General features: G+C 69.3%; 20 protein-coding genes. 5 read left to right on the forward strand and 15 right to left on the reverse strand.

The features are described from left to right. Window positions 1–9 precede the first annotated feature (9 nt). The 11 genes from cydB to ACAM54_RS16430 all read right to left on the reverse strand — a co-directional run bounded on the left by cydB (window position 10) and on the right by ACAM54_RS16430 (window position 14,577). Complete coding sequence (cydB, locus tag ACAM54_RS16380) at window positions 10–1,164, reverse strand: cytochrome d ubiquinol oxidase subunit II (RefSeq protein ID WP_369648263.1); 1,155 nt, start codon at window positions 1,162–1,164, stop codon at window positions 10–12. Next, complete coding sequence (locus ACAM54_RS16385) at window positions 1,161–2,777, reverse strand: cytochrome ubiquinol oxidase subunit I (protein WP_369648264.1); 1,617 nt, start codon at window positions 2,775–2,777, stop codon at window positions 1,161–1,163. The genes cydB and ACAM54_RS16385 overlap by 4 nt, the downstream gene beginning before the upstream one ends. A 49-nt stretch (window positions 2,778–2,826) precedes the next feature. Then, window positions 2,827–4,530 (reverse strand): amino acid ABC transporter ATP-binding/permease protein, encoded by a 1,704-nt coding sequence (locus tag ACAM54_RS16390; protein WP_369648265.1) that lies wholly within the window; start codon window positions 4,528–4,530, stop codon window positions 2,827–2,829. Further along, window positions 4,527–6,221 carry a thiol reductant ABC exporter subunit CydD gene (gene cydD / locus ACAM54_RS16395; RefSeq protein WP_369648266.1) on the reverse strand — a complete coding sequence of 565 codons (1,695 nt, stop codon included), beginning with the start codon at window positions 6,219–6,221 and terminating at the stop codon, window positions 4,527–4,529. The genes ACAM54_RS16390 and cydD overlap by 4 nt, the downstream gene beginning before the upstream one ends. A 161-nt stretch (window positions 6,222–6,382) precedes the next feature. Continuing rightward, window positions 6,383–7,492, reverse strand: a complete 1,110-nt coding sequence (locus ACAM54_RS16400) for an acyltransferase family protein (RefSeq protein WP_369650989.1) — start codon at window positions 7,490–7,492, stop codon at window positions 6,383–6,385. Window positions 7,493–7,542: 50 nt separating this feature from the next. Then, entirely contained in the window at window positions 7,543–8,505 is a 963-nt protein-coding gene (locus ACAM54_RS16405; protein WP_369648267.1) for an NAD(P)H-dependent flavin oxidoreductase, read from the reverse strand. An 84-nt stretch (window positions 8,506–8,589) separates the two neighbouring features. Beyond that, a complete protein-coding gene (locus ACAM54_RS16410; RefSeq protein WP_369648268.1) occupies window positions 8,590–10,383 on the reverse strand; it encodes an acyl-CoA dehydrogenase in 1,794 nt (597 codons plus the stop codon). 74 nt (window positions 10,384–10,457) lie between these two features. Continuing rightward, window positions 10,458–11,402 (reverse strand): electron transfer flavoprotein subunit alpha/FixB family protein, encoded by a 945-nt coding sequence (locus ACAM54_RS16415; RefSeq protein WP_369648269.1) that lies wholly within the window; start codon window positions 11,400–11,402, stop codon window positions 10,458–10,460. 13 nt (window positions 11,403–11,415) lie between these two features. After that, a complete protein-coding gene (locus ACAM54_RS16420; protein WP_145747318.1) occupies window positions 11,416–12,165 on the reverse strand; it encodes an electron transfer flavoprotein subunit beta/FixA family protein in 750 nt (249 codons plus the stop codon). A 138-nt stretch (window positions 12,166–12,303) separates the two neighbouring features. Further along, window positions 12,304–13,584, reverse strand: coding sequence for a mechanosensitive ion channel family protein (locus tag ACAM54_RS16425; protein WP_145747317.1), 1,281 nt, complete (start codon window positions 13,582–13,584; stop codon window positions 12,304–12,306). A 39-nt stretch (window positions 13,585–13,623) separates the two neighbouring features. Then, entirely contained in the window at window positions 13,624–14,577 is a 954-nt protein-coding gene (locus tag ACAM54_RS16430; protein WP_369648270.1) for a histone deacetylase family protein, read from the reverse strand. An 86-nt stretch (window positions 14,578–14,663) separates the two neighbouring features. On the opposite strand from ACAM54_RS16430, the gene ACAM54_RS16435 reads away from it, so the two are divergent. From ACAM54_RS16435 to ACAM54_RS16455, 5 genes are read left to right on the forward strand one after another with little or no spacing between them, the layout of a single operon-like run. Further along, window positions 14,664–15,584 (forward strand): MoxR family ATPase, encoded by a 921-nt coding sequence (locus tag ACAM54_RS16435; protein WP_145747315.1) that lies wholly within the window; start codon window positions 14,664–14,666, stop codon window positions 15,582–15,584. A gap of 25 nt (window positions 15,585–15,609) precedes the next feature. Continuing rightward, window positions 15,610–16,581, forward strand: coding sequence for a DUF58 domain-containing protein (locus tag ACAM54_RS16440; protein WP_369648271.1), 972 nt, complete (start codon window positions 15,610–15,612; stop codon window positions 16,579–16,581). 16 nt (window positions 16,582–16,597) lie between these two features. After that, the gene (locus tag ACAM54_RS16445; RefSeq protein WP_192327162.1) at window positions 16,598–18,619 is read left to right on the forward strand and encodes a DUF3488 and transglutaminase-like domain-containing protein; all 2,022 of its coding nucleotides are present in this window, start codon (window positions 16,598–16,600) and stop codon (window positions 18,617–18,619) included. Between the two features lie 52 nt (window positions 18,620–18,671). Then, the gene (mltB, locus tag ACAM54_RS16450; protein WP_369648272.1) at window positions 18,672–19,763 is read left to right on the forward strand and encodes a lytic murein transglycosylase B; all 1,092 of its coding nucleotides are present in this window, start codon (window positions 18,672–18,674) and stop codon (window positions 19,761–19,763) included. A 4-nt stretch (window positions 19,764–19,767) separates the two neighbouring features. Then, window positions 19,768–20,394: an N-methyl-D-aspartate receptor NMDAR2C subunit gene (locus ACAM54_RS16455; RefSeq protein WP_369648273.1), complete on the forward strand. Its 627-nt coding sequence runs from the start codon at window positions 19,768–19,770 to the stop codon at window positions 20,392–20,394. A 31-nt stretch (window positions 20,395–20,425) separates the two neighbouring features. On the opposite strand, the gene ACAM54_RS16460 is transcribed toward ACAM54_RS16455, so the two are convergent. Genes ACAM54_RS16460 through ACAM54_RS16475 form a run of 4 tightly spaced genes read right to left on the reverse strand, consistent with a single transcriptional unit; the run spans window position 20,426 to window position 23,431 of the window. Next, entirely contained in the window at window positions 20,426–20,929 is a 504-nt protein-coding gene (locus ACAM54_RS16460) for a hypothetical protein (RefSeq protein ID WP_369648274.1), read from the reverse strand. Next, window positions 20,926–22,005 carry a beta-ketoacyl synthase N-terminal-like domain-containing protein gene (locus tag ACAM54_RS16465; protein ID WP_369648275.1) on the reverse strand — a complete coding sequence of 360 codons (1,080 nt, stop codon included), beginning with the start codon at window positions 22,003–22,005 and terminating at the stop codon, window positions 20,926–20,928. Before ACAM54_RS16465 ends, ACAM54_RS16460 begins: the two co-directional genes overlap by 4 nt. Then, window positions 22,002–22,280 (reverse strand): acyl carrier protein, encoded by a 279-nt coding sequence (locus ACAM54_RS16470; protein WP_369650990.1) that lies wholly within the window; start codon window positions 22,278–22,280, stop codon window positions 22,002–22,004. Before ACAM54_RS16470 ends, ACAM54_RS16465 begins: the two co-directional genes overlap by 4 nt. Beyond that, window positions 22,274–23,431, reverse strand: coding sequence for an ABC transporter permease (locus tag ACAM54_RS16475; protein WP_369648276.1), 1,158 nt, complete (start codon window positions 23,429–23,431; stop codon window positions 22,274–22,276). Before ACAM54_RS16475 ends, ACAM54_RS16470 begins: the two co-directional genes overlap by 7 nt. Window positions 23,432–23,436: the final 5 nt, after the last annotated feature.

Here is a 23,436-nt window from a genome sequence, read left to right on the forward strand (position 1 = left end):
TTCGTCCTTTCAGTAGGCGTGTCCGCTCTCGTCGCGGATGGCCTGTTCGTCGACCTTGCCCCACAGCACGTGGTAGACCCAGGTGGTGTAGGCCACGACGATGGGAATGAAGATGGCCGTGACCACCAGCATGATGAACAGCGTGAGATGGCTCGACGACGAGTCCCACACCGTGAGGCTGGCGCGCGGGTCGATCGACGACGGCAGGATGAACGGGAACATCGATGCGCCCACGCTCAGGATGATGCCGGCGATGCCGAGTGCGGCCGCCAGCAGCGCAAGCACCGGCCGCCGCAACACCAGCCCGAGCAGCGCACCCAGCGCACCGACGAAGCCGAGCACCGGTGCAGCCAGCGTCCACGGGTGCGCCGCGTAGTTGGCGGTCCATGCGCCGGCATGCAGCTCGGCGGTCTTGAGCATCGGGTTCGACGGCCCGACGGCGTCCACCACGCTGCTGATTCGGTAGCCGCCGATGCTCGTCGCGAGCAGAACGCCGGCCAGCGCATACAGCGCGACGGTGAGCACGGAGGCAACGATGCCGTAGGTGCGCGCACGTTCCGCCACTGCGCCCGCCGTCTTGAGCAGCAGCCACGCAGCGCCGTGCATCACGAGCATCGCTACCGACACCAGGCCGCACAGGATCGCGAACGGATTCAGCAAGCCGAAGAAGCCGCCGTCGTAGAAGATGTGCATGTCCGCGCCGAAGCGGAACGGCACGCCCTGCAGCACGTTGCCCACGGCCACGCCGCAGATCAGCGCGGGCACGAAGCCGCTGAAGAACAGCACCCAGTCCCAGCGCGCGCGCCATTGCGGCGACTCGCGCTTGCTGCGGAACTTGAAGGCCACGGGCCGCAGGATGAGCGCCGTGAGAATCACGAACATCGCCAGGTAGAAGCCCGAGAACGACACGGCGTACAGCTGCGGCCACGCCGCGAAGATCGCGCCGCCGCCGAGGATCAGCCACACCTGGTTGCCCTCCCACACCGGGCCCACGCTGTTGATGACGACGCGGCGCTCGATGTCGTTGCGTGCCGCGAAAGGCAGCAGCATGCCGCTGCCCAGGTCGAAGCCGTCGGTCACGGCGAAACCCACCAGCAGCACGCCGATCAGCAGCCACCAGATGATGCGCAGGGTGTCGTAGTCTAGAAGTGTGTGGAGGATCATGCGGCGCTCCCGGTGGAAGGAATGACGGCGGCACCTGCGTGTGCCGGCGGAATGTGCGAGAGCGTGTCGCCCTCGTCGGGTGCATGCTCCGCCTCCGGTCCCTTGCGGATGGCCTTGAGCATCAGCTTCATCTCGATGATCAGCAGCGTGGTGTAGATCGCGACGAAGCCGGCGAGCGTGAGCAGCAGCGTCTTCACGCCCAGGTTCGAGACGGCGACCGCGGTCGGCAACACGCCTTCGATCACCCACGGCTGGCGGCCGAACTCCGCCACCAGCCAGCCGGACTCGATGGCGATCCACGGCAGCGGTATGGCAAGCACTGCGATCCTCAGCAGCCAGCGGTGGCTGTCGAGCCGGCGCCGCGTCGAAAGCACGAAGAAGGTGGCCGTCAGCACGATCAGCAGCACGCCGATGCCCACCATGATCCGGAACAGCCAGAAGAGCGGCGCCACCTGCGGCACGGTGTCCCATGCGGCCTTGGTGATCTGTTCGGGGGTTGCGTTGCGCGGATCGTCGACATAGCGCTTGAGCAGCAGCGCATAGCCCATGTCGGCGCCGCCGTTCTCGAAGGTGTCGCGCACGCCCTGCGTCACGGTCTGGGTGCTGCCGGCGGACCGGATCTGCTGCAGCGCGTCGTAGGCCTTGATGCCTTCGCGGATGCGCGTCTCGGCGCGCTTCACGAGCTCGTCGATGCCGGGGATCACGGTGTTGAGCGAGCGCGTGCCGATCAGCCCCATCACCGCCGGAATATGGATCGCGTAGTGCGTCTCGCGCGATTCCTGGTCGGGAAAACCGAAGGCGGTGAAGGCCGCCGGCGCGGGATGCGTCTCCCACATGGCCTCGATGGCGGCGAGCTTCATCTTCTGGTGTTCGGTCGACAGGTAGCCGCTCTCGTCGCCCAGCACCACCACCGACAGCGACGCCGCCAGGCCGAACGAGGCCGCCACCGTCATCGAGCGCTTGGCCAATTCGAGGTGGCGGCCCTTGAGCACGTACCAGGCCGACACGCCCAGCACGAACACCGCCGCGCACACATAGCCCGCCGACACGGTGTGCACGAACTTGGCCTGCGCCACCGGATTGGTCAGCACCGCGAAGAAGTCGGTCACCTCCATGCGCATGGTCTGCGGATTGAAGGCCGCGCCCACGGGGTTCTGCATCCAGCCGTTGGCGATGAGGATCCACAGCGCCGAGAAGTTGGAGCCGATGGCCACGGCCCAGGTGGCGATCAGGTGGCCCACCTTGGAGAGCTTGTCCCAGCCGAAGAAGAACAGGCCCACGAAGGTGGCTTCCATGAAGAAGGCCATCAGCCCCTCGATGGCCAGCGGCGCGCCGAAGATGTCGCCGACGTAGTGGCTGTAGTAGCTCCAGTTCATGCCGAACTGGAACTCCATGACCACGCCGGTGGCCACGCCCATCGCAAAGTTGATGCCGAACAGCACGCCCCAGAACTTGGTCATGTCGCGCCAGATCACGCGGCCCGTCATCACGTAGACGGTTTCCATGATTGCGAGAATGATCGACAGCCCGAGCGTCAGCGGCACGAACAAGAAGTGGTAGAGCGCCGTGGCGGCGAACTGCAGGCGCGATAGCGCAACGATGTCGAGGTCCATGGGGTGGCTTCCTTTGTATTCCCTGTTTCGGTCTTTGGCTTCGGTCGGTTCAGTCGGGCCGCAGCGCGTTCAGCGCGGTGTCGAAGGCGGAGCTGCCGCGCCGCAGTTCGGCAACGATGCGCCCCTGCCGCATGCACACCAGGCGGTCGGCCAGCGCGGCCTCGCGCCGCAGGTGCGTGGCGATCAGCAGCGTGCGCGAACCGGCCTGCGCGCACAGGCGCCGCAGCACGTCGTGCGCAATGGCCGCGTCCAGCGCCTCGGTGGGCTCGTCGAGCAGCCAGAGCGGCACCGGGCGCAGCAGCAGCCGCGCCAGTGCGAGCCGGCGCGACTGCCCACCCGACAGGCCCAGGCCGCCTTCACCCAGCGCGGTATCGAGGCCGGCAGGGAAGGAACCCACATCGCCGGCAAGGCCGGCGGATTGCAAGGCGGCCCGGAGGCGGGCGTCGTCCGCGGTGGGATCGGCGAGCCGGAGGTTGTCGCGCAGGCTGTCCTGGAAAAGTTCGGTGCGCTGGGTCAGGAGGCATGAGGGCTGTGCACTCGCGATGCCGGCCCGCGGCGCGATTTCTCCGGCAATCACCGAAAGCAGCGTCGACTTGCCCGCGCCGCTCGCGCCGATCAGCGCCACCCGTTCGCCCGGGGCAATGGCCAGCGAGACATCGCTCAGCGCAGGGATGCTGCTGCCGGCATGCGCCGCGTTCAGGTGGACCAGGCTCACCGCGCGAGGCACTCCGGGTTCGACGGCGACGACGCCTGGCCACGCCTCGTCCGGCGCCATGCGCGGCGCAAGGCGCCGGACCGCGAGCCAGGTGCGGCCGGCATCGAGCGCACCGCGCCGCAGGGCCGCGAAAGGCTCCGTGGCCGTCAGGGCCACGAGCAGCCCGAGCGCAGCGGCAGGTGCGCCGATGGCGCCCTCGCCCGCGAGCGCGCCCACCGCCAGCAGCACGCCCACCAGCGTCAGCGTGCCGGCCACCCCGTAGGCCGCGCCGGCCGAAGTCTCGAGCCTGTTCAGCGCGAGGTCGGCCTTGGCCAGGTGCGTATCCGCATTCATCAACGCTTCGCGCTGGGCATCGGCACGCCCCGCCATCACCAGGTCGGTCTGGCCCGCGACGAGGTCGACGGTGCGCGCCCGCAGCGCCTCGATGCCATGTGCGCGGCGCACCGCCGGGCGCCGGGCGCGCCGCGCGATGAACAGCGCCATGCCCCAGCCGACGGCCACCAGCCACAGCAGCAGCACGAGCCCCACGCCGACGCGCATGAACCCGAGCACCGCACCCGCGAGCAGCGCCGCGCCCAGTGCCGCGGCGGCGGGCACGAGCAGCCGCAGGTAGAGCGACTCCAGCGCATCGATGTCGGAGGTCAGCCGGAACAGCAGCCGCGACGGCCGCATCGCCAGTTCGAGCGCCGCGCCGGGGCGTGCCCAGCCGCGGAACAGGCGCACGCGCAATGCCGCGAGCACGCCGAAGGTCGCATCGTGCGTGACCAGGCGCTCGCCGTAGCGCGATGCGGTGCGTCCCAGCGCCAGCAGCCGGATGCCGGCCGAGGGCATGAACACGTCGAAGGTGAAGGCCGTGGCCGCGTGCAGGCCGGCCAGCGCCGTCGCGGTGATGAACCAGCCCGACAGGCCGAGCAAGGCCATGCCGGCCAGCACCGTGGCCGCCGCCAGCAGGCCGCCCCACAGCAGCGCGCGGGGCTGCGTGGCGAGGAACGGCCGCAGCACCAGCCGGAGGTCGCGCCAGTCGCTTCGCGGGCTCATGCGGCGCGCTCCAAGGCATCGGCGTCGAGACAGATCGAGCGGTTCATGCGCGCCGCCAGGACCGGGTCGTGCGTGGCAACGACCAGGGTCTTTCCGCGCGCCAGGTCCAGCAGCGCGTCGGCCACCTGGCTGGCGGTTTCAGTGTCGAGGTGGGCGGTGGGCTCGTCCACCAGCAGCAGGTCGGCATGCCGGTGGACCGCGACGCGCGCCAGCGCCAGGCGCACCGCCTCGCCGCCCGACAGGCCGATGCCGCCCTCGCCCAGCGCCACGCCCGGATGCGCCTGCGCCACCGTCTCGAGGGAGGCGAAGCGCATCGCGGCCGCAACCTGCGAGACATCCACGCCGGCGCGCCCGAGCGCGACGTTGGATTCAACCGAGCCCGCGAACACATGCGGCTTCTGTCCCATCCACGCGATGCGCTGGCGCAGCGCACCCACCGTGCGATCGGACAGCGGCACGCCGCCGATGGAAATTTCGCCGCGCGCGGCCGGCAGCAGCCCCGCCATCAGCGACAGCAGCGCCGTCTTGCCCGTGCCGCTCGCGCCCGTGAGCGCCACGTGCTCGCCGGCCGCAATGCGCAGATCGAAGCCTTCGAAGACCTGGCGCTCGTCGCCCGGCCATGCGAAATGCAGGCCGCGGATCACGATGGCGGGTGCGCAGCCTGCGCGGGCCGCGCCTGTCGCAGCACTGGCGACCGGGGCGTGCGCTCCGGGCAGCGGCAATGCGCGGGCGCGCAGCGCATCGAGCGCCTGCAGTGCCGCCTCGCCGGCCGCGCGGTCGTGCCAGACCGCCGAGAGTTCGCGCAGCGGTTCGAAGAACGCCGGCGCGAGCAGCAGGATGAACAGCCCTTCCCCCAGGCTCAGCTGGCCTCCCCAGGCACCGAAGCCCAAGGTGCCCAGCAGATGGAAACCGACGTACGCCGCCACCATGGCCACGCCCAGCGCCGAGAAAAGCTCCAGCACCGCCGACGAGAGGAAGGCGATGCGCAGCACCGCCATGGTCCGTTCCCGCAGCGACTGCGCCGCCTGCCCGAGCCGCAGTGCGGCGGCATCCACCGCATCGAGCGCGCGCAGCGTGGCCAGCCCGCGCAGCCGGTCGAGCAGGAAGGCGTTCATGCCGCCCATCTCGACCATCTGCGCCTCGCTCGCCGCCTTGGCGCGCCAGCCGACGATGGCCATGAAAAGCGGGATGAGCGGAGCGGCCACCAGCAGCACGAGTGCCGCCACCCACGAAAGGCTGGCCACTGCCGCCAGGATGACGACCGGAACCACCATCGCGCGCCAGCGTGCCGGCCAGTAACGCACCAGATACGGCACCAGTGCTTCCGCCTGCTCGGCCAGAACGCTGGCCGCGCGCCCGGATGCGGCACGCTCGCGGTCCAGCGGCGAACCGGCCGCCAGCGCCAAGGCAGTCTGGGCGCGCAGCGCCGAGAGCTGCGCCCTTGCATGTCCGAAGATGCGCCTTGCGCCCCATGCCTCGCACACAGCCCGCAGCACGCCGAGCAGCAGGATGCCGCAGGCCGGCCACTGCACCGCCGAAATCCCCTGCCCCGAGGCCAGCCCCTGCACGGCCATGGCCAGCAACGCCGCCTGCGGAATCCACGTGAGCGCCGCGGCGCCCTGCACGAGGCTTGCGGCATCCGGCCGTGCAGAAAACTGCAGCGGCGGCCGTGGCGGAGGATGCTTGATCATTCCTTGATATTTTGTATTTTCAGTATTTACTGAATATTCGCAATCTTATCAAAGGCGGAAAAACCCTGAAGCAGCCGGGAGCGTGACCGCTCCGGCGCCCTCTTGCAACCATTTCAGTGAAAACCGCCCGCGCCCTGCGCTGCCAGCGCGGGCGGCTCAGGTCAGAGCGAGACGAGCATCCCGCTGACCAGCAGGGCTGCGAACAGCACCGCGACCACGCGCCACGACGCGGGCCGCAGCTCGACGCTGCGGTGCAGCAACTGCGCAGCGGCCACCGAAAGCCCGAAGGTGGCGGCCAGGCCCAGCACATCGATCCAGGCGGGATGCGGCCCCAGCTGTGCCGCCGCCGCATTGGTGGCCAGCAGCACCGGGAAATGGATCAGGAACAGCGAATACGACATGCGGCCCAGCCGCTGCAAGGGCATGGCCGCATCCGGCCAGCGCCCGAGCGAGAGCCAGCCGCGCCGCTGCGCAACGGCAATCAGCAGCGCGCTCACCAGGGCGGTGGCGATGCGGCTGCGCCAGTCGACCGCGAGCGCGCCCGCGCCGGTCAGCGCGAGCAGCACGATGGCACTGCGCCAGGTGCTCGCGCGCGTCGCGCGTCCGATCCAGAAGGCCAGCATGCCGAGCCCGTAGGCGCCGAAGAAATAGAACCCCGTACCGTCGAGATCGGCGTTGCGGTTGAAGAGCAGCAGCGAAGCGGTGGCCAGGCACAACACCAGCGCCACCGGAATCCAGCGCTCGTACGAAGCCGCAGCCGGTGCCGGTGCGCGCCGCAGCATCGCGGGAAGCCCCATGAGCACCAGCGCCAGCACGAACAGCTGGAAGTCGATGGCCACGTACCAGACGCCCGTGGACAGCGCCTCGTAGCCCAGCAGGTCCTGTATCAGCAAGCCGTGCGCAAGCAACTGGCCGATGCTCGGCGCGGCCGGCACGTCGTCGCCCGCCATCCAGGGGCGCACCAGGGCGGCCACCAGCACCGACACCGTGAGCGCCGCCAGGTAGGGCATGACCAGGCGGCCGTAGCGCTGCAGGATGCGCGCCATCGGCCGCTCCACGCGCAGCAAGCCGTCGGGTGCCAGGCTGGAAGCCGCAAGAAAGCCGGCAATCACCAGGAAGACCTGCACCGCGAGCCGGCCGTCATCGGCCAGCCAGCCCAGCAGGCCCGGTGCCAGCAGGAAGGCGCCCACCGGCATCGTGCCGTAGCGCGACAGGTGGTGCCCGACGATCACCGCGCAAGCGACGCCCTTGGCGATGTCGAGCAGCGGCATCCGCCCGCGCTGCGCGGGCTCCGCGGCAGGCGCCGGGTTGCGCGCGCCGTTCAAAGTGCGAGCCGCTGCCTTGCTTCCTGGTATTCGCGCTTGAGCTTTTCGATGAACGCGGCCGCGCTTGCCACTTCGGTCACGGCGCCGATGCCCTGGCCCGAGCCCCAGATGTCTTTCCAGGCCTTGGCCTTGCTGCCCTCGCCGCCGCCGAAGTTCATGGTCTTGACGTCGCCTTCGGGCAGGTTGGCCGGGTCCATGCCGGCCTTGACGATGCTGGGCGCCAGGTAGTTGCCGTGCACGCCCGTGAAGAGGCTGGAATAGACGATGTCGTCGGAAGTGCCTTCGACGATGGCCTGCTTGTACTCGTCGCTCGCGCGCGCTTCCTCGGTCGCGATGAAGGCGGTGCCGATGTAGGCGAAGTCGGCGCCCATGGCCTGCGCCGCGAGCACCGCGCCGCCGGTGGCGATGGAGCCCGACAGCGCAATGGGGCCGTCGAACCACTGGCGGATTTCCTGCACCAGCGCGAACGGGCTCTTCACGCCCGCATGGCCGCCGGCGCCGGCCGCCACGGCAATGATGCCGTCGGCGCCCTTCTCGATCGCCTTCTGCGCGAACTTGTTGTTGATGATGTCGTGCAGCGTGACGCCGCCGTAGCTGTGCACCGCATCGTTCACGTCGGTGCGCGCGCCCAGCGAGGTGATGACGATCGGCACCTTGTACTTCACGACCATCTCCATGTCGTGCTCGAGCCGGTCGTTGCTCTTGTGCACGATCTGGTTGATGGCGAAGGGCGCGGCGGGCTTGTCCGGATTGGCCTTGTTGTAGGCCGCGAGTTCCTCGGTGATCTCGGCCAGCCAGTCTTCGAGCTGGGCCGCGGGGCGGGCGTTGAGCGCCGGCATCGAGCCGACCACGCCGGCCTTGCATTGCGCGATCACGAGCTTGGGGTTGCTGATGATGAACAGCGGCGAGCCGATGATGGGCAGCGGCAGGTTGGCGAGCACGGGGGGCAGCTTCGACATGTCGTCTCCGGGAATGGGGTTCGGTTTTATATAAGAGGAAGGCCTGCATCGCCCGTCAGGTGGGCGACACGGGGCCTTGGGTCATCAGAAGGCGTCGAGCGCCAGCGCCGTCACGCTTTCCGCGCCATCGACGATGCTGTCGCGCAGCCCGGGCGCCTTGGCGAGGATGTGCTCGGCATAGAAACGCGCGGTCGCGATCTTGGCCTGCATGAAATCCACGTCGACGTTGTGCGACGCAAGGTCCTCTGCAATGATCAGCGAGCGCGCCAGCTGCCAGCCGGCCACGAGGTTGCCCGCGAGCATCAGGTAGGGCACGCTGCCTGCGAACACCGCGTTGGGCGAGGCCTTGGTCTGGCCCGCCACGAAATCCACCACTTCCACAAAAGCCTCGCGCGCGGCCTTCAGGCGCTTGAGCACCGCCGCCGCGGCCGCGCTGCTGTCGCTCTTGGCAAGCTCGGCTTCGGTCTTCTCGATCTGCGCCGCAATGGCCCTGGCGGTCTGGCCGCCGTCGCGCGCCGTCTTGCGGCCCACGAGGTCGTTGGCCTGGATCGCGGTGGTGCCTTCGTAGATCGTGAGGATCTTGGCGTCGCGGTAGTACTGCGCCGCACCGGTCTCCTCGATGAAGCCCATGCCGCCATGCACCTGCACGCCGAGCGAGGTCACTTCGAGGCTCATCTCGGTGCTGTAGCCCTTGACCAGCGGCACCATGAATTCGTAGAAGGCCTGGTTCTGCTTGCGCGCCTCGGCATCGGGATGGTGGTGCGCAGCGTCGTAGGCGGCGGCGGCCACCGAGGCCATGGCGCGGCAGCCTTCGGTGTAGGCGCGCATGGTCATCAGCATGCGCTTGACGTCGGGGTGGTGGATGATGGGCGCGCTCGCGTTCATCGACCCGTCGACGGGGCGGCTCTGCACGCGGTCTTTCGCGTAGGCCACGGCGTGCTGGTAGGCGCGTTCGGCAATCGCGATGCCCTGCATGCCCACGGCGTAGCGGGCCGAGTTCATCATGATGAACATGTACTCGAGGCCACGATTTTCCTGGCCGACGAGATACCCGACGGCACCGCCGTGGTCGCCATACTGCAGCACGGCGGTCGGCGAGGCCTTGATGCCCATCTTGTGCTCGATGCTCACGCAGTGCACGTCGTTGCGTTCGCTTAAGCGACCGTCCTTGTTCACGAGGAACTTCGGCACCACGAACAGGCTGATGCCCTTCACGCCTTCGGGCGCGCCGGTGACGCGTGCGAGCACCAGGTGCACGATGTTCTCGGCCATGTCGTGCTCACCGTAGGTGATGAAGATCTTGGTGCCGAAGACCTTGTAGGTGCCGTCGGGCTGCGGTTCGGCGCGGCTGCGCACCAGCGCCAGGTCGCTGCCGGCCTGCGGCTCGGTGAGGTTCATGGTGCCGGTCCACTGGCCGCTCACGAGCTTCTCCAGGTACACCGCCTTGAGTTCGTCGGAGCCGGCCGTGAGCAGCGCCTCGATGGCGCCGTCGCTCAAAAGCGGGCACAGCGCGAAGCTCATGTTGGCCGAATTGAGCATCTCGCCGCAGGCCGCGCCGATGGTCTTGGGCAGGCCCTGGCCGCCGAAATCCGCCGGATGCTGAAGGCCTTGCCAGCCACCCGACACGTACTGCGCGAAGGCTTCCTTGAAGCCCGGCGTGGTCGTGACCTGGCCGTCCTTGAAGGACGAGGGGTTGCGGTCGCCCTCGATGTTCAGCGGCGCCACCACGTCCTGGTTGAAGCGCGCGCATTCCTCGAGCACGGCCTGTGCGGTTTCGAGGCCGGCGTCCTCGAAGCCCGGCAGCCTGGCGATCTCGCCGATGTTGGCCAGGTGCTCGATGTCGAACAGCATGTCCTTGAGGGGGGCGGTGTAGCTCATCTCTTGTCTCCAGATACAGCGGATACGAAAAGGGCATCGCGAACGATGCCCTCCGGCTCAATGCGGCAATCGCGTCAGAGCGCCTTCACCAGTTCGGGCACGGCCGTGAACAGGTCGGCCACGAGGCCGTAGTCGGCCACCGAGAAGATCGGCGCTTCCTCGTCCTTGTTGATCGCCACGATCACCTTGGAGTCCTTCATGCCGGCCAGGTGCTGGATCGCCCCCGAGATGCCGCAGGCGATGTACAGCTGCGGCGCGACGATCTTGCCGGTCTGGCCCACTTGCCAGTCGTTCGGGGCGTAGCCCGCGTCCACGGCGGCGCGGCTCGCGCCCAGGCCGGCGTTGAGCTTGTCGGCCAGCGGCGTCATCACCTCGGTGAACTTCTCGGCGCTGCCCAGGGCCCGGCCACCGGAGACGATGATCTTGGCGGCGGTGAGTTCGGGGCGGTCGCTCTTGGTGACTTCACGGCCCAGAAAAGTGCTCTTGCCGCTGTCGGCCACGCCTTCGGCCGTTTCAACGCTTGCGCTGCCACCCGTGGCGGCGGCGGCATCGAAGCCGGTGGTGCGCACGGTGATCACCTTGGTGGCATCGGCGCTCTGCACGGTGGCAATCGCGTTGCCGGCGTAGATCGGGCGCTCGAAGGTGTCGGGGCTGATCACCAGCGTGATGTCGCTGATCTGCGCCACGTCGAGCTTGGCGGCCACGCGCGGCGCGACATTCTTGCCGTTGGCGGTCGAGGGGAACAGGATGTGGCTGTAGTTGCCGGCCCCACTTCCTTGTAAAGCCAGCACCTGGGCGGCGACGTTCTCGGCCAGGTTCTCGGCCAGGCTCGGGCTGTCGGCCACGATGACCTTGGCCACGCCGGTGATCTGGGCGGCGGCCTTGCCGGCTTCGGCGGCGTTGGCGCCGGCCACGAGCACGTGGACGTCGCCGCCGCAGGCCAGCGCCGCGGTCACGGTGTTGAGGGTCGCGGGCTTGACGGTCGCGTGGTCGTGTTCGGCAATAACTAGTGCGGTCATGTCGTTGTCTTCCTCAGATCACTTTGGCTTCGTTCTTGAGCTTGTCCACCAGGGTGGCGACGTCGGGCACCTTGATGCCGGCGCCGCGCTTGGGCGGCTCGCTGACCTTGAGGGTCTTCAGGCGGGGCTTGACGTCCACGCCCAGGTCCTCGGGCTTGAAGGTGTCGAGCTGCTTCTTCTTGGCCTTCATGATGTTGGGCAGGGTCACGTAGCGCGGCTCGTTCAGGCGCAGGTCGGTCGTGATGACGGCCGGCAGGCTGAGCGTGATGGTCTCCAGGCCGCCGTCGACTTCGCGCGTGACGGTGGCCTTGCCGTCGGCGACTTCGACCTTGGAGGCGAAGGTGGCTTGCGGCAGGTCGGCCAGCGCGGCGAGCATCTGGCCCGTTTGATTGGCGTCGTCGTCGATGGCCTGCTTGCCGAGGATGATCAGTTGGGGCTGTTCCTTGTCGACCAGGGCCTTGAGCAGCTTGGCCACGGCCAGGGGCTGCAGCTCCTCGGAGGTTTCCACCAGGATGCCGCGGTCGGCGCCGATGGCCATGGCGGTGCGCAGCGTCTCCTGGCACTTGGCATCGCCGCAGGAGACGGCGATCACTTCGGTCACGACGCCCTTTTCCTTCAGGCGAACCGCTTCTTCAACGGCGATCTCGTCGAAGGGGTTCATGCTCATCTTGACGTTGGCAATGTCCACTCCGGTGCCGTCGCTCTTCACGCGCACCTTGACGTTGTAATCGACGACCCGTTTGACAGGCACTAGAACCTTCATTGACTTGACTCCATTGGGATTGCAAAAAGGGGGCTTCGAGGGCAGCCGGTCATTTTAGGGTCCGGCCTTTGCCGCACCTGCGCCCATGGCGACTGGTATCGTGGTGCAACAAAAAAGAACGACCGTGCTTTTTCGTGATTATACGGCAGGGCCGCGCGCTGCGGAAACGCCCGGCGGCAGCGACTCCACCCGCAGCACGCGCTGCGGATACGGAATGTCCACGCCCGCGCTGCGCAGGCCTTCGAGAATGGCGATGTTGATGGCCGAGCGCAGGTTGTCCTTGCCCTTGTCGGGGTCGGCGACCCAGAAGTTCAGCGTGAACTCCAGTCCGTCGGGCGCGAAGTTCATCAGGAAGGCCACGGGCGCCGGATCGGTGATCACGCGCGCCTGGGCCTTGGCCGCCTCGCACAGGATGCCCTGCACCTGCGCCACGTCGCTGTCGTAGCCCACCACGATGCTGGTCGTGATGTTGAACTTGCGGTCCGCCATCGAGAGGTTCTCGACCCGGCTGGTGATCAGCGACTCGTTCGGCACGATGGCCTCGCGCCCGTTGCCCGCGCGGATGAGCGTGTAGCGGGTCTTGATGTCGGTGATGCGGCCCTCGAAGGTGTCGACCTTGACGTTGTCGCCGATGCGGATGGAACGCTCCAGCAGAATCACGAAGCCGCTCACGTAGTTGGCGGCCAGCTTCTGCAACCCGAAACCCAGGCCCACGCCCAGCGCGCCGCCCAGCACCGAGAGCGCCGTGAGGTCGACCCCCACCGCCGACAGCGCGAACAGCAGGCCGACCAGCAGCAGGAAGGCGCGCACCGCGTTCGACGCCACCTTGCGCATCGAGAGGTCGGTCACGGCTTCGCGCAGGATGCGCTTTTCGATGGTGGCGGCGATCCACAGCGCGATCACCAGCACCAGCCCGGCGGACAGCACGCCCTGGAAGATGGTCTGCAGGCTGACGCGCGTCTTGCCGAAGGCCAGCGTGATGTCGTCGAGCTCGGCCAGCACCGGCGGCAGCAGCCCGACGATCCAGAGGATGGCACCGATCCACGCCAGCCACGAGATCGTGCGCTCCAGCAGCCGGACCAGGTTGGAGGCGGGAAAGACCGCCCGCATCACGCGCGCGAACAGCCGGATGACCGCCAGCGACAGGAACACCGACACGCCGATGCGCAACACCAGCACGGGCTGGTAGCCGCTCACCAGGCGCCGGGCCAGTTCGGCGAAGACCAGTGCCAGCAGCGGGAACAAAAGCCCATCGAAGGTGCGCTCGCCGAACCAGATGGAATCCTTCGGCTGGTCGCGCCCGAACCAGCGGGTGACGACCCAGGCGATGACCACGCAGGCGACCAGTGCCGCCAGCTCGATGCCCAGGCCGCGCGCGTCGACCTGGCCCAGGCGTTGTGTGAAATCGTTGAAATTCATCTCTTGGAAAAACAGGGCGCGGCGTTCGCGCCGGCGGCTCTACAGGTCGGCAAGGACACGGACATGGGCTTCGACGCTGCGCGCCAGGGCGTCCAGGTTGTAGCCTCCTTCGAGCATCGAGACGATGCGCCCCTGCGCATGGCGCCGGGCGACATCGCGGATGCGGCCCGTGATCCAGGCGAAGTCGCTCTCGGTGAGGCCCAGCTGGCCCAGGTCGTCCTCGCGGTGGGCGTCGAAGCCCGCGCTCACGAAGACCATCTGCGGCGCGAATTCTTCGAGCCGGGGCATCCAGGCAGCCTCGATCAGCTCGCGCACGTCCATGCCCCTGGTGTAGGCCGGGATCGGCAGGTTCAGCATGTTCGAGGCCGGGTGCTCGGTGCCGCTGTACGGATAGAACGGATGCTGGAAGAAGCCCACCATCAGCACGCGCGGATCGTTCGACAAAATGTTCTCGGTGCCGTTGCCGTGGTGCACGTCGAAGTCGACGATGGCCACGCGCTCCAGCCCGTGCACCTCGAGCGCATGCCGCGCCGCAATGGCCACGTTGTTGAGGAAGCAAAAGCCCATGGCCTGCTCGCGGCAGGCATGGTGTCCGGGCGGGCGCACCGAGCAGAACGCGTTCTCGATCTCGCCCGCCATCACCGCATCGGTGGCGGCAATGGCGGCGCCCGCGGCGCGGCGCGCGGCCAGCAGCGTGAAGCGGTTCAGAATGGTGTCGGGGTCGAGCTGCGCATGCCGGGGTCCGCCGGCCGGCTCGTCGGCCACCAGGCGCTGGTGCAGCGATTCGAGATGTTCGAGGTGCGCCTCGCTGTGCGCGCGCGTGATCTGGGCCAGGGTGGCCAGCGGCACGTCGCGGTGTTCGAGCGCGTCGCCCACGCCGGTGAGCAGCAGCCTGTCCTCGATGGCGTCGAGCCGCTCGGGACATTCGGGATGGCCCCGGCCCATGTCGTGCTTCCAGCAATCGCGATGTGTGAAGTAGCCGGTCTTGCCCATGTGTTTGCCGTGTCTCTGTCGTATCTAGACCTCACACGGCATGGGGCCGCGCAGTCTTACGGTATCGTTTGCATATGGATACAAATATGGACGTTGCTGCGAAGCTTGCCACTTTGCTGAGTCAGCTTAACACGGTGATCGTGGGCAAGGAGCCCCAGGTACGCGACTGCGTGGCCTGCCTGCTCGCGGGCGGTCACCTGCTGATCGAGGATGTGCCGGGGGTCGGCAAGACCACCCTCGCCCATGCGTTGTCGCACACCTTCGGGCTGCAGTTTTCCCGGGTGCAGTTCACCGCCGACCTGATGCCGGGCGACCTGTCGGGCGTGGCCATCTACGACCGCGGCCAGCAGGCCTTCGTGTTCCACCCCGGGCCGATCTTCGCGCAGGTGCTGCTGGCCGACGAGATCAACCGCGCGAGCCCCAAGACGCAAAGCGCGCTGCTCGAAGCCATGGAAGAAAAGCAGGTCACCATCGAGGGCGAGACGCGGCCGCTGCCCACGCCCTTCTTCGTGATTGCCACGCAGAACCCGCAGGACCAGCTCGGCACTTTCGCGCTGCCCGAATCGCAGCTCGACCGCTTCCTCATGCGCATCTCGCTGGGCTACCCCGACCGCGCCGCGGAACGCGAGCTGCTCTCGGGCGCCGACCGCCGCGAAATGCTGGCCACCCTGCCCGCCATGCTGACCGCCGGCGAGCTGACCGCGCTGCAGCAGCGCGTGCAGCAGGTGCATGCGGCCGAGCCGCTGCTGAACTACGTGCAGGACCTGATCGCCGCCACGCGTTCCGGCCGCTGGTTCCTGCAGGGCCTCTCGCCGCGCGCCGGCATCGCCGTGCTGCGCGCCGCCAAGGCGCAGGCGCTGCTGGCCAACCGAAACTACGTGGCACCGGACGACGTGCAGTCGATCCTGCCGCAGACCATTGCGCACCGCCTCACCCCGGTGGGCGACGCGGGCCGCGGTGCCGTGGAGCAGGTGCGCGCAATGATTGCGGACGTGCCGCTGCCGTGAAAACGAGCACGCCTTCCGGCCACCGATGATCGCGTCGCTACGCTCGCGCATCGACGGCTGGTTCCTGTCGCGCCGGCCGCCTTCGGACACGCTGGAGCTCACCCAGCGCAACGTCTACATCGTGCCCACGCGCGCCGGCTGGACGCTGGGCGCGACGCTGCTGGTGCTCTTGATCGCGTCGATCAACTACCAGCTCAACCTCGGCTACCTGCTGACCTTCCTGCTCGCGGGCAGCGTGGCCGTGGGCATGCACGTGAGCCACGCCACGCTGCGCGGCCTGGCCATGCACATGATGCCGCCCGAGGCGCACTACGCAGGCGCCGCCGCGGTCTTTCGCGTGGTGCTGCACAACACGCGGCGCAGCGTGCGCTACGGCATCGGCATGGCCGTGCGCGGCAGCGGCCAGTGGGCCTGGACCGACGTTCCGGCCGAAGGCAGCGCCACGGTCGAGATCGCATTCAAGCCCGAGCGGCGCGGGCTCCACCCGGTGCCTGCGCTCACCGCCGAAACGCGCTTTCCACTGGGCACCTTCCGCGTCTGGACGGTGTGGCGGCCGGCCGCGAAGATGCTGGTCTATCCGGCGCCCGAGGCGCATCCGCCGCCGCTGCCGCCGGGCGAGCCGCTGTCGGGCCCGGCCGCCACCTCGGCCGCGCTGCGCGCCCAGGCCGCCGGCGAGTACGACGGCCTCAGGGCCTACCGGCGCGGCGACCCGCTCAAGCTCGTGGTCTGGAAGAAGGCGGCCCGCGCGCAAGCCACCGGCTCGGAAGACCTGGTGAGCCGCGACACGCAGCAGACGCAGCGCGAGGAGCTGTGGCTCGACGCCCAGGCCGCCCAGCTGGCCGACACCGAGGCCCGGCTCTCGCGGCTCTGTGCCTGGGTGCTGATGGCCGACCGGCTGGGCGTGGACTACGGCATCCGCGTGGCCGCGCGCGTGGTGCAGCCCTCGCAGGGAGAAGCCCACCGAAGGGCTTGCCTGGAGGCGCTGGCGCTATGTTGAATTTGGAGCCGCGCCCATGAACAAGTTCATGCGGGAAATCTCCGCGCTGCCAAGGGACGCCCGGGACACGCTGTTCCTGCTCGCGGTGATCGCGCTCATCGTGCTGCCGCAGGCCGCGAACCTGCCCTGGTGGTGCACCGCCATCACGGCGATGGTGCTGGTGTGGCGCAGCACGCTCGCCGTGGAGGCCCGTCCGCTGCCGGGCAAGTGGGCGCGCGTGGGCCTGCTGGTGCTGGCGCTGGCCGCCACCTTCGCCACCCACCGCACGCTGCTGGGACGCGATGCCGGGGTCACGCTGGTCGTGATCCTGCTCGCGCTCAAGACGCTGGAGCTGCGCGCGCGCCGCGACGCCTTCGTCATCTTCTTCCTGGGCTTCTTCGCGATGCTCACGAACTTCTTCTATTCGCAGTCGCTGATGACCGCGGTCACCATGCTGCTGGCGCTGCTGGGCCTGCTCACCGCGCTGGTCAATGCGCACATGCCGGTGGGCAAGCCGCCGCTGATGCAGGCGGCGCGCACTGCCAGCTGGATGGCCCTGGCGGGCGCGCCGATCATGCTCGCGCTGTTCCTGCTGTTTCCGCGCTTCGCGCCGCTATGGGGCACGCCCGCCGATGCGATGGCCGGGCGCACGGGCCTGTCGAACACCATGCGCGTGGGCGCGATCGCCGAACTGGCGCTCGACGACAGCATTGCGGCGCGCATCAAGTTCGAGGACAACCGCGCGCCGCCCCAGAATCAGCTGTACTTCCGCGGCCCGGTGCTCGCGCAGTTCGACGGGCGCGAATGGACGGCGCTGCCGTCCTGGGCGCGCGGCGCGCCGCCATCGGGCAACCTGCGCACCAGCGGCCAACCGGTGCGCTACGAGGTCACGCTCGAACCCAACCACCGCCCCTGGCTGCTCACGCTCGATGCGGCGCCCGCCGCGCCGCAGGCGCCCGGCTTCGAAGTCACGGGCACACCCGACCTGCAATGGGTGGCGAACCGCCCCATCGCCGACCTCGTGCGCTACCGCGCCGAGAGCTACACGCAGTTCCACAGTGGCCCCATGCGGCAGACGGCCGCGCTGCGGCCCTATCTCGCGCTGCCGCCCGGATCGAACCCGCGCACCGCCGCCCTCGCCGCGGAAATGCGCGCCCAGCCCGCGCTGGCCAGCGGCGGCACGCAGGCCTTCATCCGCGCCGCATTGCAGCGGCTGCGCACCGGTGGCTACAGCTACACGCTGGAGCCCGGCGTCTATGGCAACGACACGGCCGACGAGTTCTGGTTCGACCGCAAGGAAGGCTTCTGCGAGCACATTGCCTCGGCCTTCGTGGTGCTGATGCGCGGAGCAGGCATTCCGGCGCGCATCGTGACCGGCTACCAGGGCGGCGAACTCAACGGCGTCGACAACTACTGGGTGCTGCGCCAGAGCGACGCGCACGCCTGGGCCGAGGTCTGGGAGGACGGCGTGGGCTGGGTGCGCGTCGATCCCACGGGCGCGGTGTCGCCGGGCCGGGTCGGCCAGCAGCAGCGGCTCGTGCCGCAGCCGGGCCTGTTCGCCGGCGCCATCGGCGCGATGAGCCCCACGCTGGCGCAGAACCTGCGCGCCGCCTGGGAAGCGGTGAACAACGGCTGGAACCAGTGGGTGCTCAACTACACGCAGAGCCGGCAGCTCAACCTGCTCAAGAGCATCGGCTTCAACGCGCCCAGCCTCGAGGACCTGGCCTACGTGCTGCTCTACCTGCTGGTGGGCGCGAGCCTTGCCGGCGCGGCATGGGCCCTGTGGGAGCGCAGCCAGCACGACCCGTGGCTGCGCCTGCTCGGCCAGGCGCGCGCGCGCCTCGCCAAGGCCGGCCTCGAGGTGTCCGGCACGGCACCGCCGCGCCAGATGGCCGCCCAGGCCGAGGCCCGCTTCGGCCCCGCGGCGCAGGCGGTGGGCGAATGGCTGCTGAAGCTCGAGGCCCAGCGCTACGCACAGGCCTCGCCGGCTTCGCTCGCGGCCCTGCGGGCCGAGTTCCGGCGCCTGGACTGGCCCGCCGCGCCCTCCGCTGCCCGCTGATGCCGCGTGCGTCCCGCCGAGGCAGGCTCGCGCGGACGGCACAATCAGCGCCATGCGATTTCTTCTTCCCACGCCGCGCCGCGCCGCCGCCGTTGCCCTCCTCGCCGCCTGCTGCGCAGGGTCCATGGGGGCGCAGGCCCAGAAAGCCCCCAGCGCCCGCAGCGTGAAAACCGTGGCCGGCAGCATGCCCTACGCCACGCGCGAGGACGCCATGCGCTTTGCCGACGAGGTGGCCGAGCGCCGCGGCCTCGACCGCGAATGGGTGCGCGCCACCATCGGCAGCGCGCGCTTCTTGCCGAACGTGCCGCGCCTGATGCTGCCGGGCCCGGCCGGCACGGTGAAGAACTGGCAGGCCTACCGCAGCCGCTTCATCGACGCGACGCGCATTGCCGCCGGCGTGCGCTTCTGGCGCAACAATGCCGACACGCTCGCGCGCGCGGAGGCGATGTACGGCGTGCCGGCCGAGATCATCGTGGGCATCATCGGCGTGGAAACCATCTACGGCCGCAACATGGGCAACTTCCGCGTGATCGATGCACTGGCCACGCTGTCGTTCGACTTCCCGCAGGCCCATCCGCGCGCGGCCGAGCGAGAGACCTTCTTCCGCGGCGAGCTCGAGAGCTTCCTGAGCACCGAAAGCCGCACTTCGGACAACCCGCTGCGGCCCGTGGGCAGCTATGCGGGCGCCATGGGCATGCCGCAGTTCATGCCCAGCAGCATCGCCAAGTACGCGGTCGACTTCGACGGCGACGGCCGCATCGACCTGGTCGACAACCCCGCCGACGTGATCGGCTCGGTGGCCAACTACTTCAAGGCCTTTGGCTGGACGCCCGGGATGCCCGCCACCTACCCCGTGCATTTCGAGGAGGCCCGCCTCCAGAAGGCGCTGCTGCTGGCGCCCGACATCCTGCCGAGCTTCAGCACCGACAGCTTCGTGGCGGCCGGTGCGGTCCCTGAAGGCGAGGGCCTGCGCCACAAGGGCCTGCTCGCGCTGATCGAACTGCAGAACGGCGCCGATGCGCCGCCAAGCTATGTGGCCGGCACGCGCAACTTCTACGTGATCACGCGCTACAACTGGAGCAGCTACTACGCGATGTCGGTGCTCGACCTCGGCCAGGAGGTCAAGGCCGCCATGGAGCAATAGCCCGATGGCACCCGAGGCACTGCGGGACAACTGGAATGCCGCCTGGCGCGCGCTGGGCGTGGCCGCTGCCGACGAGGCGCTGTGCATCGAACTGCAGTGCCGCTACGGCGAGCCGCAGCGCCACTATCACACGCTGCAGCATCTCGGCGAATGCCTGGCCTGGTTCGAGCGCGAGAAGGAACTGGCCGAACGCCCCGGCGAAGTGGCGCTCGCGCTCTGGTTCCATGACGCGGTCTACGACGTGCATGCGCACGACAACGAGGCCCGCAGCGCTGAATGGGCGCGCGGCGCCATCCTCTCGGCCGGCGCGCCGGCCGACGCGGCCGACCGCGTGCATGCGCTCGTGATGGCCACGCGGCACGATGCCGTGCCCGAGGGCCGCGATGCCGAACTGCTGATCGACATCGACCTGTCGATCCTCGGCGCGGACCCCGCGCGCTTCGACGAGTACGAACGGCAGGTGCATGCCGAATATGCGTTCGTGCCCGACGAAGTGCGCCTGCCGCGCCGCCGCGCGATCCTGCAGCGCTTCCTCGCGCGGGAGGCGATCTACGCCACGCCGCGGATGCACGCGCTGCTGGAGACTCGGGCTCGCGCCAACCTGGCCCGGTCGATCGCGGCAGTGGCCTGATCTCGCCGCTTGAGGGCGGGCCTTCGATGCTTCAGGCCGGCACCAGCCGCCACCATTCGGAGCGCGGCTTCTCGCCATTGCGCTCCTCTTCCACCACGCCGACCAGCAGGCCGGCGCTGCCGGCGCCCAGCTTCGAGAGCTGCAGCAGCTGCTGCGGATCGCGGCTGAGCGCAAAGCTCGCGTCGCCCTGCCATTCGAGGCAGCGGCCGACCTCCGCCAGCATCAGCGCGGGCTGGCCCTGCATGAAGGTGAACGGCATCAGCATGCCGGCGTCGAGCTGCGCCAGGCCCGCATGCGTCGCTCCCCAGGCGCCGCGCAGGCTCGAGACGCGCAGGCGCGCCCCCGCGGGCAAGGCCGCCTCGCCCGCGGCATCGAGGCACTGCCGAGCCCCGAACATCGCAAGCTCGGTCCAGAGGCCGACGCGCCGCGGCCGCCGGCCGAGCCGGTGCGTGAGCCGGTCGCGCCAGTCCACGGGCAGCGGATCGGCCGTGAAGTGGGCGACGGTGCGCCATGCCTGGGCGGAACCGGCGTTCATCGGCCATCCTCCAGCACCAGCGAGGCGTGCCCGCCGCCGAACCCGACCACATTGAGCAGGATGTGGCGCAGCCCGGCCGGCGCCTGCGTGCTCAGGGCAATGCCGAGTTCATCGTCGAGCGCATAGCCGGCCGACGGCCACACGCCACTCTCGATGCAGGCAACGAGCAAGGCCAGCTCGGCGGCACCCGAGGCACCCAGCGTGTGGCCGATCGCCGACTTGAGCGACACCAGCGGCGGCAGCGGATCGAAGACCTGCTTCAATGCCATCGCCTCGATCGCATCGTTGGCCGGGCTGCCCGCAGCCTGCACCTTGATCAGGTCGATGTCCTGCGGCCGCAGCCCGCTCTGCGCCAGTGCCTGATGGCACATCGCAAGCACCGCGCTGGCTTCGGTGCCCGATGGATTGCGCCCGTCGACCACGTTGGCCCCGCCCGCGATGCGCCAGCGCGCCGCGCGCGAGCCGAGGCGCAATGCGGCCACCGCCTCGCCAAGCACCAGCCCGTTGCGTCCGGCGCCGAAGGGCCGCGCGCTGTCGGGCGAGAGCAGCTGCATCGCGCCGAAGCCGGCCACCGTGAAGCGGTTGCCCAGCTCGGCGCCGATCACCAGTGCCTCGCCGGCCTGGTCGCTGCGAATCAGGTCGCAGGCCGCGAGCACGGCGTTGAGCGCCGAGGTGCAGGCCGTCGAGATGGTGAAGACCGGCCCTTGCCAGTCGAGCGCAGCGGCCACGAGGCCGGCAAAGTCCTGCAGGTCGCCGCCCAGCCGCAAGTCTTGCACCGTGTGTTCCATGCCGCCGATGTCGAGCGAGGACGATGCGACGAAGAGCGGCCCGGACCGCGCCGCCGCCGCCCCTTCGTACGCCTGCGCGGCCACGCCGCGCACGATGCGCTCCAGCCGCTGCTTCCAGTCGCCCTCCTGCGGCGGCAGCCTGTGCACCGGCCACTGCACGCCATCCGAGACGGCGACCGGCACGGGCCGCACGCCGCCACGCGCCAGGACGGCCACGGCGGACGGAAGATCGTTGCCGAGCGCGCAGGCCAGGCCCATGCCGGCAAGGTACACGCTCTTGCCGCTCATGCCCTGCCCGCTTGCACCAGGTGGTCGGCCAGGTGGGCGATGGAGCTGAGCGCGCGGCGCGTTTCCTTGCTGTCGGGCATGCGCACGCCAAAGCGCTGCTGGATCGTCATCGATACCTGGAGGGCATCGAGCGAATCGAGGTCGAGCCGGGCCTCGGGCCCGAACAGCGGCTCGTCGTCGCCAAGGCCGCCCGGCGGTGCGTCCTTTTCGACGGCCTCGAGCACCATGGCCTTCAGGCTGGCGATGAATTCAGCGGAATGGGAGTGGGTCACGATGCGCGCCTGCGAAACAGAAAGACGGCGAGAAGGAACATGGCTGCCGCAAACACCACGAGCCGACCGACCTGCAGCAGCGTGTCGGCCACGCCGCCGCCGCGCAGCAGCACGGTGAGCAGCGCCTCCAGCCCCCAGTTCATCGGCGAGATCTCGACCAGCCGCTGCATGAAGGCCGGCATGACGAACTTGGGCACCATGATGCCGCCGGCTGCCGCCATCAGCACGTTGACCATCGGCCCGATGGTGGCGGCCTGCGCATGGCTGCGCACTGCGCATGCGAGCGCCAGCGACAGGCTCACCGCGGCCAGGCTCACGGCCGCGAGCGCCAGCACCAGCGCGCCCCAATGGATACCCGCGAGCGAAAGCGCGTCGCCGCCGATCAGCGGCATCAGCCAGATGCCGGCGGCCAGCATCAGCACGGCCTGCAGTGCGTTGACGCCCAGGTAGGGCAGCGCCTTTGACATCAGCAGCATGACGCGCGAGACGCCCAGGCTGCGCAGCCGGCCCAGCGCGCCGGAGCTGCGTTCCTGCACGAACAGGCTGGAGAGCGAGGCGACCACGAAGAACATGCCGAACACCAGCCATGCGGGCACGTTCTGCTGCACCGAAGTGGGCCGCGGCCCGGCGGTGGCATAGCGCTCGGCCTTCACCAGCGCCTGGATCGAGGCGCCCGGCGGCGGGCCCGAGGTGCCGGGCACCGCCAGCGCCAGCCGCGCCTTCAGTTCGCCGGACGCGCCGATGAGTTCGGCGCGCAGCGCGTTGAACAGGTTGGCGTCGATGCCGGGCTCCGTCAGCAGCCGGATGTGGGCCTGGGTCGACAGCGCGGCCGATTCGAGTTCCTCCGACAGGCCGGGCTCCAGCACGATCACGTACTTGAGCGCGCCGCTTCGCAACTGCGCCTGCCAGTCGGCATCGAGCGCCCTGGGCGCGCCGTGGCTGCGCTGCCAGATCTGCTGCAGCCATTGCGCGGGCGTTTCGGTGTCGCGCCGGTCGACCGCATAGCTCAGTTCGGCCAGCGGCGGCCGGTAGATGTCCTTCAGCGTGAGCGACATCAGCACGATGAAGACCATCGGCATCAGGAACAGCGCCGCGAGCCCGTGCATGTCGCGCACCAGTGCGAGCAGTTCCTTCTTGATGAGCGCGAAGAGCATGGAGT

Source organism: Variovorax sp. V93 (genome assembly GCF_041154485.1).
Taxonomy (GTDB): Bacteria; Pseudomonadota; Gammaproteobacteria; order Burkholderiales; family Burkholderiaceae_C; genus Variovorax; species Variovorax beijingensis_A.